The organism is Acinetobacter puyangensis, assembly GCF_900096995.1.
Taxonomy (GTDB): Bacteria; Pseudomonadota; Gammaproteobacteria; order Pseudomonadales; family Moraxellaceae; genus Acinetobacter; species Acinetobacter puyangensis.
In genome coordinates this window covers 111149-125953 of sequence record NZ_OANT01000001.1, presented here as the reverse complement: position 1 = coordinate 125953, position 14805 = coordinate 111149, and the positions used below count along the sequence as shown (strand labels likewise).

Sequence of the window (14805 nt, the reverse complement as noted above, 5' to 3'; positions counted from 1 at the left end):
ATCTTCCATGTGTTATATGTACTTAAAACGAAAAACCCTAAATTATTGCTCTGATGAATTGCGACTATCTGTAACTGGCACTTCCTGTGGAGAATTTTTTAAGTCTGCGGCAACATCAATTGTGGGACCTGCATGCCCTTCCTCTTTCTGTTGCTCTCCACAACCCGGCAAACACCAGATTGTAATAAGTAGAAAAATTATTTTTTTCATTATTCACTCCAGAATCGAAATCATTTTTAGTTGCAAATATTTTTTATTTAATCAATATTTATTTGATCCTTTTTTAAAATAATCTTTTATTACAAAATAATCCATATCTTTACTCACCATCCATCGGTTTTTCCATATTTAACTGCCAAACAACTTAAATACCATTTGCCAACTAGGCAGTAAGTTTGCTTTTTGCTATGCTTGGGCATCGATTATTTTTCATTTTTCATATAAAAAAGGCGTTCTATGCAATTTTCCAAACTTGCAATGAGTACACTCATGATTGCCAGTGCATTCAGTTTTGCAGCCTGTTCAAAACAAGATGCAAATCAAAAGTCCTCAGATGAAGCCATTACTGCAACAACATCTGCCACAGGCGAAGCCTCAACATTACCCGAAAATAATGCACATCAACGCCTGATGCAAACCTTACAGGCAAACTTTGATAAAGCAGGCTTAAAGGCCAAAATTTTGAATATTCGTAATACCGAAATTGCCAACATGTATTGGGTAACACTAGACGGCTTTCCAGCGATACTGGCAACAGCCGACGGTAAATATATTTTTCAGGGTGATGTGATTCGTCTGGGTGACAAACAAATCCATCATGTCAGTGAAGATTTGCAGGCAGCCGACAATAAAGCCAAATTTGCGGCACTCGATCCTAAAGATCTGATTATTTATCAGGCTCAAGGTAAAGCCCAACATATTATTTATGTCTTTACCGATTCAAGCTGCCCCTATTGCCATAAATTCCACGAGAATTTGCCCGAACTCAATAAAAAAGGGATAGAGGTTCGTTATATTGCATGGCCACGTGGCGAACAATACTTCCCAACCATGCAAAATATCTGGTGTAGTGAAGACCGTAAAGCAGCCTTTGATCAATCAATCAATGGAATTCCGGTACAAGCTATTCAATGTGACAATCCAGTTCTGGCCCAATATCAACTGGGTATGAATATTGGTGTAAATGGTACACCTGCTGTTTATAATGCAGATGGCAAATATCTGGGTGGCTATATTGAGCCGTCCGATCTAATTAAACGTTTAAATGAGAAATAATTTGCATAAAAGCGATTTTCGCCCTAGAGTCGGCATCGCTTTTTAGCTATTATCTAAACGATATTTTGATAAGATGATGGAGTTTGACGTGAAACCAGTTCGTCTGGCTATACTCGGTTTAGGGACCGTTGGTGGTGGAGTTCTTAAACTACTACAAGAAAATGCTGCTGAAATTAAACGCCGTACAGGTAGAGAAATCCAAATCACCCATGTTGGCATCCGTCGTCCTCATCCAGAACTCAATTTAGACGGCATCGCGCAAAGTGCCGACCTTTTAGATATTGTTCGCCAACCCGATGTTGATATTGTGGTTGAAGTCATGGGCGGTATTCACCCTGCCAATGAAGTCATTCTAGAAGCCATTAAACATGGCAAACAAGTCGTCACTGCCAATAAAGCATTACTGGCTGAGCACGGTAACGAATTATTCAAGGCAGCCGATGATCATGCGGTTCAAATTGCCTATGAAGCTGCGGTTGCCGGCGGTATTCCCATTATCAAGGTGATCCGTGAAGGTCTGGCAGCCAACCATATCGAATGGCTTGCCGGTATCATCAACGGTACGGGTAACTTTATCCTAACCGAAATGCGGGAAAAAGGCCGTACATTTGAAGACGTGTTAAAAGAAGCACAAGAATTGGGCTATGCCGAAGCCGATCCTACTTTTGATGTGGAAGGCATTGATGCAGCCCATAAGTTGACACTGCTTGCCTCTATCGCATTTGGTATTCCGTTACAGTTTGATAAAGTCTATACCGAAGGCATCAGTAAAATTACCGCACAGGATGTCAAATACGCCGAAGAACTCGGTTTTCGTATCAAGCATCTGGGCATTGCACGTCGTGCACCCCAAGGGATCGAATTGCGAGTGCATCCAACATTGATTCCACAAGAACAATTACTGGCCAATGTCAATGGCGTTAAAAATGCCGTACTGGTACAAGCCAATGCGGTTGGTCCAACTTTGTACTATGGTGCAGGCGCAGGCGCAGGTCCGACGGCTTCAGCAGTCGTGGCAGATGTTATTGATATCGTACGTGATATTTCTTATACCGAAGATGGTGCAGGGACGATTCCACAATTGGCGTTTGAAGCACTCTCCGATGTCGCGATTTTAAATCGTGAAGAAATGACAACGGGTTATTACCTGCGTGTTGATGTAGAAGACCAGACCGGCGTACTTGCCGACATCACCACCATTTTAAGTCGTGAAGGCATTAGTATTGATGCCATCATGCAGCAACCCCGTTTAAAAGATTTAATTCCTATCGTGATTCTGACTGATCCTATCGTCGAATCAAAAATGGAAACCGCTTTAACTAAAATTCAGGCTTTACCTGCCACACGTGGCGAAATTGTGCGAATTCGTTTAGAATCACTGGAAAGTTAATTTGTACACCAAGTCGAGGGCAATGCCCTCACTTAACTCACATAAATTGATCGGAACATCATCATGTCGAATGCCAATCGTTATACTGGTCTAGTTGATCGCTATCGTGATCGTTTACCTGTATCTGCTACTACTCGTGCTATTTCTCTCGGTGAAGGTAATACACCGCTGATCAAACTTGAGAATATACCTCGCATTATTGGCAAAGACGTTGAAATCTATGTGAAATACGAAGGTTTAAATCCGACAGGTTCATTTAAAGACCGTGGCATGACCATGGCTGTAACCAAGGCGGTTGAAGAAGGTTCCAAAGCCATTATCTGTGCCTCTACCGGTAATACATCTGCGGCTGCGGCTGCCTATGCTGCCCGTGCCGGTATCAAGGCATTTGTACTGATTCCGGAAGGCAAAATTGCCATGGGTAAAATGGCGCAAGCGTTGATGTACGGTGCTATCACCATGCAAATCCGTGGGAATTTTGATGATGGTATGCGCTTGGTCAAAGAAGTGGCTGATGAAGCACCTGTCACCATCGTGAACTCAATCAACCCATACCGCTTGCAAGGTCAAAAAACCGCAGCATTTGAAATTGTTGAAGCTTTGGGTAAAGCACCGGATTATCACTGTCTGCCTGTTGGTAATGCAGGCAATATTACTGCACATTGGATGGGTTATTCAGAACAAGCTGTTGATCCTAGCCTATATGCAAGCAACCGTGCAGTTTACCAGCCAGAAACCCACGCGTTCTCTGGCGCAGAAGCAACCGCTGCTCGTCCAAAAATGCTGGGTTATCAGGCAGCGGGCGCAGCACCTTTCTTGCGTGGTGCTCCGGTAGAAAATCCTGAAACTGTTGCGACCGCAATTCGTATTGGTAATCCACAAAGCTGGAATCATGCGCATGCCGTGATGAAAGAATCTGGCGGTTGGTTTGATGAACTACAAGATCAGGAAATTCTGGAAGCACAACGTCTATTATCCATGTATGAAGGCGTATTCGTTGAACCAGCATCTGCGGCGTCACTTGGTGGTGCAATCCGTGATGTGAAAAACGGTAAAATTCCTGAAGGTTCTGTAATTGTGTGTACAGTCACTGGTAATGGCTTAAAAGATCCAGATACTGCCATCAAACAATGTTCTGATGCAGTGATGTTGACCATTGATGCGACGATGAATGATGTTAAAACATCTATTTTGTCGAATATGGATGACTAATTTTTAGATTATTGATTTGATCTGAGTCAGCAAAATCCTCCAATATTTTGGAGGATTTTTTTGTATATTAAAAAAGCAGGGATAGAATGCCCTACTTTTCTTTAATGTCTGCTTTCTACAATATATGTTCAAGCAGATTAATCATTAAAATTGTTCTTCATCCAGCAATAGCTGTGCTTCACGAAGGTTTAAGCTGCCTTCATAAATCGCACGTCCGGTAATTGCACCCAGAATCCCTTTATGGCCTTTTAAATGGCGTACATCATCAAGGTTGGTTACACCACCTGATGCAATCACAGGTAAACCACAATATTCAGCCAAATATACGGTCTGTTCAACATTGACACCCTGCATCATGCCATCACGGGCAATATCGGTATAGACAATACTTGAGACACCTGCATCGGCAAAACGTTTGGCCAGATCAACTGCTTTAACATCGGTAACATTGGCCCAACCATCAGTCGCAACTAGTCCATCTTTGGCATCAATACCCACGATGATATGCCCGGCAAATTGCTTGCATGCCTGTTCAACAAATTCAGGTTCTTGCACTGCCTTTGTCCCGATAATCACAAAAGACACACCTGCATCCAAATAGTGTTCAATGGTTTCCAGTGAACGAATGCCGCCACCAATTTGTATTGGTAATTCTGGTTGTGCTTTGGCAATTGCTTCCACTACTGGCTTGTGAATCGGCGTTCCTGCAAAAGCACCATTGAGATCAACCAAATGCAGACGACGTGCACCTTCGTTCACCCAATGCTGTGCTGTAGCCACAGGATCATCAGAAAAGACCGTATCATCTTCCATACGACCCTGTTTTAGGCGTACACATTTTCCATCTTTTAAATCTATGGCAGGAATGATCAACATGCCATTGCTCCTCAAATACAAGACTTTATCTATTGCCTGATATCTTAACAAACTATTGAGATTTCTCTAAATACTTATGAAGGTAAAACTGATGTAAAAGCATCGCACTATTGTATTTTGAAGTATAGTTGTGGTTATTTTTACATAAATAAAAGCCTTATCATCTCTCCCAAAATGATAAGGCTTAAAATTACTGCAATCTCGACTGAGATATTTTCCTTACGTCACTGTAAGTCCGCATGATCTCTCGATCAATATATATTATTGCGGGTTACTCGATCTTCCTGATCAAGCTTTATGTGACTATATTGACAGAACTCACAAGATTCGACTATTGGTGAATTTCCTGAATCTATGTAAGCCAAAACGTACAACATAATTTTTTAGCTTTTCAAATATCTAGCGAATGGCTCATGGCAACTGTTCAAGCCGTTGAATCTGCTGTACCAGACCACTTTTACGTTGGGTCTTATGTTGCAGACTTTGCTTTAATGCCAATGGCGAACTATAAATACTCAGCATTTTTTTGGCTCGGGTAATTGCGGTATAGAGCAATTCCTTACTTAACAGTTCTTGGGCCCGGTCATCAAGGACTACCGCAGTATGACGAAATTCCGAACCTTGTGATTTGTGAATGGTCAATGCAAAAGCAGTCTGGATGGATTGCGGCAAACGTGCTGCAGCCACTTCTTTTTGCAGACTCGGAAAATAAACTGTGTATTGCTCTGGTTGGTTGTCATCAAAAATACAGATACCGACATCACCATTGGATAGGCCCAGTTGATAATCATTATAGACCATCATCACCGGACGACCATAAAACCATTCGCCTTCATGTACAATGTTTAATTTTTCTCGAACATATAATGTCATGGCCTGATTCACTGCGTCCAAACCCAAATCAAAATAACGCATCACCACTAAAATCCTATAGCGATCAAATGCCTCACTCAGTTGTTGCTTATTGATATATCCCTGCTGATAGTGTTTTAGCGCAGCAATATAATCATCATACCCCCGTGCAAGAACAGCATATAAGGCTTTAATCTCATTCTTGGTCGGTTCACTGCTTAAGGGATAATATCCCACCCAATCCTTTGCCAGTCCTTGTTCTACTTCATCTTCGGCCAGTACAATATTAAAATCCTGATCTGCTGTGATCTGTTGTGGCTGAATGTATTGCAACCAATCCTGATCAGTGAGTTTTTCACCAGTTACCTGCTCTGCATTGATGAATCGGGCAAAACGGCCAATATTGGCATCATCGGAAAAACGCCGACTATGAACCAATCTCACCTGATAAGGTTGCAATGCGTTAACCCGATGTAAATCTGCCAAAACATAACCGACATCTACCGAGCTTAACTGGTTGGCATCACCCAGTAAAATCAAGCGCGTAGGCGCATGAACCGCATCGAACAAAGCTTTTGCCAGACTCAAATCCAGCATTGAAGCCTCATCAACCACCACCACATCATACGGCAAAGGATTATTGCGGTTAAAACGTGGCACTTGCCGATTACCCATTCCCAGCAAACGATGTAAAGTCTGGGTTTGTTGCCGGGCAAAATCGGCATGATATAGTCCAGCATCAATCAGCTTTGGATCAGAAAAAGCCGATTGCAATGCCTCTTGCATACGCTGTGCAGCTTTTCCGGTCGGTGCAGCCATGGCAATGCGCATTTCTGGATAGATTTTTTTCAATACCGCAACAATACGGGTCAAAATATAGGTTTTCCCTGTTCCCGGTCCACCGGTAATCATGGCAAAAGCACTGTTTACCCCAACTGCCAATGCCTGTTGCTGATACGGATCTTCAAATAAGGTGCGAAATGCACTTAAATCGACTGGTTCGACCTGCTGATTCAACATGGCAACAACACGCTGTGCCAGATGATGTTCCAAAGCCCAATAACGCTGCAAATATAAATAGGGTGCATCCCAAATCAAGGGTTTATAGGCAAATTCTTCTCCTTGGACTACATGGCATAATTCGCCCAGTTGTGAAGGTAATGTAGCAAACTCCAGACAGCTATCCCCCTGCTCCAGACTTTGACACAATTCACTGATAATATTTTGTATTTCCTGCTTTTTTTCGCCATGATAAAATGGTGACTGGGTTAAAAATTCAGCCCATTTTTCAAACCATGTTTGAGTTTCGCTAGTTTTCAACAGATTTTCCACAGTGTTATCCTCAAACTTATTCACATGGTTATTCACAGAGTTATCCATATGGTTTTACACAGAGTTATCCACAGGCTGATATTGTTCAGTTGTTCCCAGTAAGGTATCCAAATCCAGAATTAACTGTAAATCCGGTTGCCATGACTTTACCCCATAACATTTTTCAACATCATGTTTTAATGGATTAAATTCCATTTTCATAGACTGTTTACCCGTCATACCGCGTAGATATAAATAATTGGCAGCGCCCAAATGTTGCTCTGGTTGATAAGCAGCCAGATTATTTTTTAAATAACGATGCAAAGCCACTAAATAAAGGCTCGCCTGTAACCAGTAACTTGCCATCGACATACTGTATTCAATGTTTTCAACAGTATAATCAGCCAGCGAGTCACCGAGATAATTACTTTTATAATCGGCGATCTGATAACGCTGACCATCAAAAAATACCAAATCAATCGCACCATTCAAATAACGGGCCGTATTGGCCGATTCAAACTCAGGCATGGCAATGCCATAGTCCAGAAACAAGGCATGAATCGCCTGACTATTAAAACGCTTGTCAGACAAGGCCAGATAAAATGGAAATTCAGATAAACGTTGTGTAGCATCCAGATCTTTCAGGCAAAATTGTGAATCAGATAAAATAGGCGTTGCCACAATCTGTTGTAACCATGTTTTAATCAGCGCAATCAAACTGGAACGAATTGCAGTCAAATCCTGTTCCCCAGCAGGATATTGCTGTTGATAGCTTTCGATCAAAACCGGCCATAGACTATAATGATTGAGCTGTTTATAAATTTCCTTATCCCACAAGGTTTGATCCTGAAAATCAATCACTTCAAAGATTTCATGCAAACAGTTCCCGGCAAGGGTACCGCGTGGAAAATGAATACGAATCCAGTCTAAAGAAGATTGTTGCTCAGTTAAAATATCATGCTCAGCATCCTGTAAATCGACCACATGAGAATATTCAGAAAACGTCAAAGCAATACTTTCATCTTCGGCAGCACCATTATGCTGTTCAAATGCGGCCAGTGCATCAATGGCTTGTTGCTGTTTTAAATGTGCCGCAAGATAACTAAAACTGGTTCTGCTTTTCGGATAAAATTGCTGGCTTGGATAAGGGATCGCATACAATCGGGCAGGTGTTTCCAACTGATGCTGATAATGCAGCTGTGGACTGACCGCATCTTCAAGCATTAGCGCCTGATGTGCAAATGGCTCGGCCTTGGCATTCAACCAGAATGCTGCACCACCGGCAAACTTGGCAGCTGTTTTCTGATGCTGTAAGACTGCATAAATCCGGTAACTGGCACGGGTAAAGGCCACATACCACAGCCGCCTATTTTCCCCCAACAGCTTATCCTGATGCGCTTGCAAAGCTGCCGGATTATCTTCTATTTGACTGGAAGAAATGGCAATCACCCGATTGGGCTGTGCCAGATTTTTGTTCTGGTTTTGCTCGGCTGCTCCGTTTGTGTTTTGTTCCTGATAAAAAGCCAAGCCATCGTTTTTAAACTTGACTTCCTTATTGGCATGCATCAGAAATACAATTTTAAATTCCAGTCCCTTGGATTTATGGATAGTCATTAACTGTACGCCGGACTCGCTGGAAAGCTTACGTTCCAGTTCCCATTCACGCTGTGCAGGTGACCCCAGTTGTAAGGCATACCATTGAATCAGGTGTTGCAGACTTGCATAATGACGACTGTGCTGACTTAGCACCTCAACCAAATGTCGGGTATTGACGATATGACGTTCGCTATCGACACCAGAGTTTTTCGCCAGATTCTGCCAGATACGATATTGCGCTGCCAGCCATTCCCATGCAATTAAAAAACCTTTTTGCAACCATGTCTGACGGGCAAAACGAAAATGTTGCACATGCGTATTGATTAATTCCGCATCGGTTTCAAACTGGCAAAAGTCCGTCAGTGTCAGACCAATTGCAGGCGTGAGCAAGGCCCGCTTTAAAATTGCGTCCTGTTCGGGCAGCATCATCGCTTGTAATAAGGCACCCATATCCTGCGCTGCCTGACTCGCAAATACACTGTTTTGGGTGGTGCGGTTGACCCGAATATGTAAGGCTTCGAGTTGCCGCTGGATCTGATCCAACTCAAAATTACTTGCAGCCAGTACCGCAATATCTTCGGCAGTGATGATATGTTTTAGATTGTCTGAATCATTCTGATATTTCTGCGCTACCGACTTCTCGATATACAATTGTCCTTGCTGCGCCTGTGCCAATAAATAACGAATTTTATCTGCAACCATATAGGCTTCATTCGGGTTTTGCTCAGCATTCAATTCTATCCAGCGTAATGGCTGAGTATCTTTTTGACCATTCTCGATCAATGGTGCATCATCAGTTAAACCATTGCTGGCCGCATAATATTCAATGTCCTCACCAAACTGAATCTGCCGTTGAAACAGCGCATCCACTGCTTGCACCAAACTTGGTATGGAACGAAAATTATCTCGCAACCGATAAAAACAGCCCTGTTTGCCGGCGATATCATTAAAGGCATTGATATAAGTGAGAATGTCACCGCCACGAAAGCCATAAATCGCCTGTTTGGGATCACCTACTGCGATAAAGCAACTTTGGGATAAATGCTGGTGATCACGCCAGATCGCATGCAGCATATTATCCTGTTCCTGATTGGTATCCTGAAACTCATCCACCAGAATAATCGGATAACGCTGCCGAATGGCCTGCGCCAAACGTTGTCCTCTTTCATCACTCAAAGCGTCACTTAAAGTAGAAATCTGCTGGTTAAATGTGGTTTCACCCGCTTGCAATAACACTTGCGGTAAACGGGATTTCACTTCAACACACAAATAATAACGCAGATATTGATCCAGTGTTTGCAGCTGCGTACGAGTACAATCCAGTATGCTGGCACATTGACATAACAGTTGAATCAACGGATGCTGATAAAATGCCTGCATCGCTGCGGATTGCGGATTTTTCACGCCATAGGCATTGGCAATTTTCAATAATCGCTCAAATGCATCGAGTGCATTTTTATCAAACAAAACCGAACGATTGCTCAATCGCAATTCATGTTGCAAAGCTGGCAAGGTTTCGCTAAACAGTTTTTGTAAAACACCCTTACGCCAGTTGCTGCCATTCCATTCCTTGATATATTGACCATCTGCCTGATAATAATCTGCCAATTCTTCAATCGCAGTAAAATCACAATCCTTAAATTGTGCCAGCAGTTGTTCAAATTGCGCCAAATCAATTTGCGGGCAATCGATGGGCTGAAGTTTTGCCCGACTAAAATTCAGGGTCTTTTGAACTGTGACAATATAACTATCCATCGAAGCCAGTGACTGACTCAGCAGCAAAAGATCAACCAAACTCTGTGGTTGCTGCTGTAGCCATGCCCGTAACACATCATGCACAATCTGATAAGGATATTGCTGTTCGTCTTCACTGATTTGTCGTGGCATGATTTCGCCACTTTCAAAGGAAAATTCACGTAATAATTTTTGGGTAAAACTATCAATCGTACCGACAAAAAGTTCATCCAGACTATCAATCACCAGTTTCAGGCGATTGACCAAATAATCAAAATTTTGTCGATCATCTTCTGCATGCTGAAATCGGGTAAATAACAATTGTGCCAATGGATCTTTCAATGTTGCAAGCTGTTGTGAATAGTCCACAGGTGAAAGTTGTTGCCACTGTAATGCCAGATGATAAATATCGGTCAAACGATGCCGGATTCTGGATTTCAACTCCGCCGCCGCCGCACGGGTAAAAGTAGTGGCAACAACCTGCCGCGGCATATATTTTTCGGTGAGAATCCGTACCATTAAACTGGACAAGGTCCATGTCTTGCCTGTGCCGGCGGAGGCCTCAATTAAATGCAGCCCTTCAAGTTTTAAATGCTGTAACGGTTGATCCTGATAATTGACCTGTGCCTTCATCCGTTATGCCTCAACCACTTCAATAAACTCACTTAAGGGACGATAGAGCCGTGCCGCATATTGCTCGGTAAATTGATTGAGTAATGCTCTGGCATCCTGATCAATCAGCAATAATGCCCAATCTGCCTGCCAGCAACAGCCTTTATCCTGATATTGATCAAACCCACCACTTTGATAAAATTTCTGTCCGAGCCAGCGTTGTTCCAATTTTTTATAATTTTCGATATAGCTTCTGTCCTGATCATCAAATGCCCATTTCGGCCGATCTATAAATAAATTTGCAAACAGTACTGGCGGTAAAATAAATGGTTTTTGCTGTGCCAGTGTCCAGACTTCGAGCCAATCATTTAAGTAATGTTGGGCATCCATTTGCGTTAAGCCCTGAATGATCAAGGACACATTTTGATAAAGTGCAATGCGTTGTAAATTTTCACTGGCATCAGAACTTGCCCGCCACAACAAATATTCTAGCCAGATTTTTAAAGGCCGTTCATCACGACATTTTGATGCCGACAAACTAACCCAGCGAATCGACTGATCATCTTCTGGTAGATACAGGCGAAATTGTATCTGTGCATTAAAATGCCATTGTCGCTGAGTAAGGGTGGTAATTTGTCCACCATAATATGCCAGACGTTCTGCAACCAGTTGATATTCACCCACTGCCATTTGCCATGTGGCATGCTGCATTTTGCCAATTGGCAACTGATCCTGTAGCAATGCTATATCAAACTGGGCGATATCATCTGAAACCACTGGATCGTCTGCCGATATAGTGCCGGAAAGCTGGTTACATGACTGCTGCAAATAATCCCGTACCTGATATTTCTGCAAGCCATTTAATTGCAAAGGTTCCACATTATCCAGTGCCGATAATCCCGCAATATTCTGTATTCCGACATGATTCAGGAAATGTTTGGCCGGAAAGCTTAAATCGGCAATCCATTGCTGGGCATTAATAATCAACAGGTCTTCTGATTGCTGCGGATAGGGCTGATTCAACCAGTTAAACACATCTTGCTGCGGCTGCGTGATTTGCTGTGCCACATAAAACCATTGATTTTGATAACGTTGGTACTGCTCGGAAGCAAAGCCTTTCGGATCGAAAGGCTGTAACGGATGAATATGAAACAATGGTTTTAATTGACTAGCGATTTCAATCCCATCAATCACCAACTTTTCCGGTTGTTGTGCAACGGGTGCAACGATCATGGCAAGATGTGCAATTAGCTCCTGTACGATGCTGGATGGATCACGCACTTCATGATCATTGACATCAAAGCCGTTATAAAACATCCAGAAACTTTCTTTTGCCTGTAGTAATGCATCCAAAAATGCACCCTGATCATCTTCTAAGCGTGAGCGATCACCCAATTCTGCACGTAATAATTCCATCAAATCAAAAGGAATATGATTATCCCGATTGGGAAAAGTACCTGTATCCAGATTCAGACAGACAATCAAACGATAAGGCAAAGGACGCAATTGCCCCATTTGTGCAAAAGTGATTTGTCCGGTCGGTTCGGTCTGTGCCACCTGATGTGCGATGCTATTATCAATTTCATCGAGTAAATATTGCAATGGCAATTGCACATTTTCCGCATGGGTTACCTCGATAATACGCTTAAGTTTCTGGATAGCTTGCTGAACTTGCTCAATCCCTGTGACTTGGGAAAATTGCTGTATTTCCTGTTCCAATATCGCCAGACCCTGCATAAGGGTTTGCTGTTCTGCAAGTGCTTGTGGTAATAGCCAATCCCGTCGCTGATCCAGATCCTGATAAATCTTCATCAAGGTACTGATCAGTTCAAAATCGCTAGGTCGCACCTCGGTCAAACTCAGCACATCGGCAAAAATCGCATGTTCGGGCATGGCAATCGCCAAGGTCAAACGATCCAGTGCATAACGAAAACTAAAACGATAATCCTGATCCTCAGGGCTTAAGCTTTGTTGTAAATGTTTGGCATCAAAGCCGCGCTTAAAGCCTGCAAGCGTCAACAATTCACTGATTCGCTGAATATATTCAAAGTTCAGCTGATACATCACCTGAATCGGCAACAGGCTCAACCAGTCCATCAACTGATCCAGACTAAAACGCTGCTGTAGTAATTTGATTCGCAAGGTCAACGCCTGCCATAGTTGCACTGCATCTAGTAATGGCACACCGGCAATCTTGATCGGCAAATTCACATGACCTGTTGCATGGCCTTGTAATGCGTGACTGGGCAACAAATGATTCTGTAATAAATAGTTTTGTGCAAACACAGTCCGTATCAGTGGTTCAACGTCCTGCAAATTTGGCACCAGCACCAGAATATCTGCGGCCTGTCGTTTGCCTTCGCTCTCGTCATTTAGCCAGCAAATGAGTTGATCTTTTAATACTTCAAGTTGACGCAACGTAGAGTGGCACACATGCAACTGTAGCGATTGATCCTGCTCTGACAATGCATAACTTGCGGGGGTCGGTTCACGTAAATGCAGAATATCCGACTGAATTTTTTCCAGTATATTTTGTGCTGCAAAATCCGGAAAAAAATCCTGCCATTGTCCTTCCTCACCACCTGCCAACTGACTCAATAAAGCACTAATGTCCCGCGCCTGTTTACCTAAACGTGTCAGTAAAGGATGACGACTTTCATAATACACTGCCGCCTCAGGATATTTCAGCGCATATTTGGCTTTCCATTTGGGATCGACACTGTCTGCCCAATATTCCTGTGAAGGCGTATAGTGAAAAATCTGTACCGAAATGTATTGCGCCAGTTGACGTAAAAAAAACAGTTGTGATGGCGGCAACTCCAACAAGGTAAACAAATAAATCTGCTTGGGTAATCGATTGATATACAGCGCAGCGTCATCACCACTTAATGCCGTCCAAAAATCTGTATCAATCTGTTGCATGGCGGCAAAATCTTCTGCAAATTCATTTTTCCAAATAAAGCGTTGCCACGCCTCCAAAGATTGTGCCTGTGCAATGGCATGTTCGACCACATGTGGCTGGCTCTGTTGTACCTCTTTTTCGGGTTGTCGAATCCATTTTTCGACATTGAGCGCTTCATCATTGCCCCAGAAACTCAACCAGTTTTGCCGACAATGGCACGGTGGTTTACAACCATTTAAACACTGCCCGCGATAGATAATATAGTTGGCAAATAAACGTGAGGTCTGGTCTGAAATCCAGTACAACATTTGCTGTTGCTTGATCCCTCTTTGTACCGGATCTGCAATAAAATCACTGTGCTGTGCAATACGCTGAAAAATAGGCAACAAAGCATGCTGTGCAGTCAAGGGCTGAGATAAATATTTGGCTAAAAATAAGAAAATCCGCCATTTCATATTTAGCATCTGTGGTGCTTTGGCAATTGCATCACCACCTAATACTTGCTGATACATCTCCCACTGAAATGTCCGCAATCCCATAAAATGAATATTGGCGCTAATACTGTTTCTTTCGGCTATTTTCTGTTGTAACCATTGCCCCGTGCCATGCTCCGGTACAATAAAATATTTTGCTTTAAACAGTTCGGCTGCACTTTTTTGTTTGGGTGAAGATACATGTAATACAGCTTCAAGCAAAATTTCCAGGTTTTGACTCTGAATGACATCAATGCTCATGCGGATCCTGTATCCTTCGTCTATTTTATGCAATTTTGTAAATCCTAGCGCAAAGCCTGTCAAATAACCAGATGGATTGGGCCACATTACGACATATTATGTCGTAAACAATTGGTTTATCCGTCGATGTAATACACAATTTACTGATAAAGTATCACCAAACAACAATGTTCAGATACGTATGTTCTCTATACATTTTTTTAAAATTATGGCACTGTTTAAGGCAGTTCAATGCACTTATACAATGCGATAAAATATTGAAACATACTTGGCTTAAGAAAAATTTTTTGAGGAAATTTGAGGAAAATCAG

At 42.5% G+C, this 14805-nt stretch carries 8 protein-coding genes; 3 read left to right on the top strand and 5 right to left on the bottom strand.

What is annotated here, in order from left to right:
• Positions 1-42 precede the first annotated feature (42 nt).
• Positions 43-210, bottom strand: coding sequence for a hypothetical protein (locus tag CRO21_RS17495; protein ID WP_171293952.1), 168 nt, complete (start codon positions 208-210; stop codon positions 43-45).
• Between the two features lie 246 nt (positions 211-456).
• Here CRO21_RS17495 and CRO21_RS00540 point away from each other — a divergent pair, with 246 nt between their 5' ends.
• From CRO21_RS00540 to thrC, 3 genes are all read left to right on the top strand, one after another.
• Positions 457-1275, top strand: a complete 819-nt coding sequence (locus tag CRO21_RS00540) for a DsbC family protein (protein ID WP_097077415.1) — start codon at positions 457-459, stop codon at positions 1273-1275.
• Between the two features lie 88 nt (positions 1276-1363).
• On the top strand, positions 1364-2665 hold the full coding sequence (locus CRO21_RS00535) for a homoserine dehydrogenase (protein ID WP_097077414.1): 1302 nt from the start codon (positions 1364-1366) through the stop codon (positions 2663-2665).
• A gap of 63 nt (positions 2666-2728) precedes the next feature.
• The gene (thrC, locus tag CRO21_RS00530) at positions 2729-3877 is read left to right on the top strand and encodes a threonine synthase (protein ID WP_097077413.1); all 1149 of its coding nucleotides are present in this window, start codon (positions 2729-2731) and stop codon (positions 3875-3877) included.
• 144 nt (positions 3878-4021) lie between these two features.
• On the opposite strand, the gene hisA is transcribed toward thrC, so the two are convergent.
• From hisA to CRO21_RS00510, 4 genes are all read right to left on the bottom strand, one after another.
• A complete protein-coding gene (hisA, locus tag CRO21_RS00525; protein WP_097077412.1) occupies positions 4022-4753 on the bottom strand; it encodes a 1-(5-phosphoribosyl)-5-[(5-phosphoribosylamino)methylideneamino]imidazole-4-carboxamide isomerase in 732 nt (243 codons plus the stop codon).
• Between the two features lie 411 nt (positions 4754-5164).
• On the bottom strand, positions 5165-6937 hold the full coding sequence (gene recD / locus CRO21_RS00520) for an exodeoxyribonuclease V subunit alpha (protein WP_228150326.1): 1773 nt from the start codon (positions 6935-6937) through the stop codon (positions 5165-5167).
• Positions 6938-6991: 54 nt separating this feature from the next.
• Entirely contained in the window at positions 6992-10879 is a 3888-nt protein-coding gene (locus CRO21_RS00515) for a UvrD-helicase domain-containing protein (RefSeq protein ID WP_097077410.1), read from the bottom strand.
• A gap of 3 nt (positions 10880-10882) precedes the next feature.
• Positions 10883-14494 carry an exodeoxyribonuclease V subunit gamma gene (locus tag CRO21_RS00510; protein ID WP_097077409.1) on the bottom strand — a complete coding sequence of 1204 codons (3612 nt, stop codon included), beginning with the start codon at positions 14492-14494 and terminating at the stop codon, positions 10883-10885.
• Positions 14495-14805: the final 311 nt, after the last annotated feature.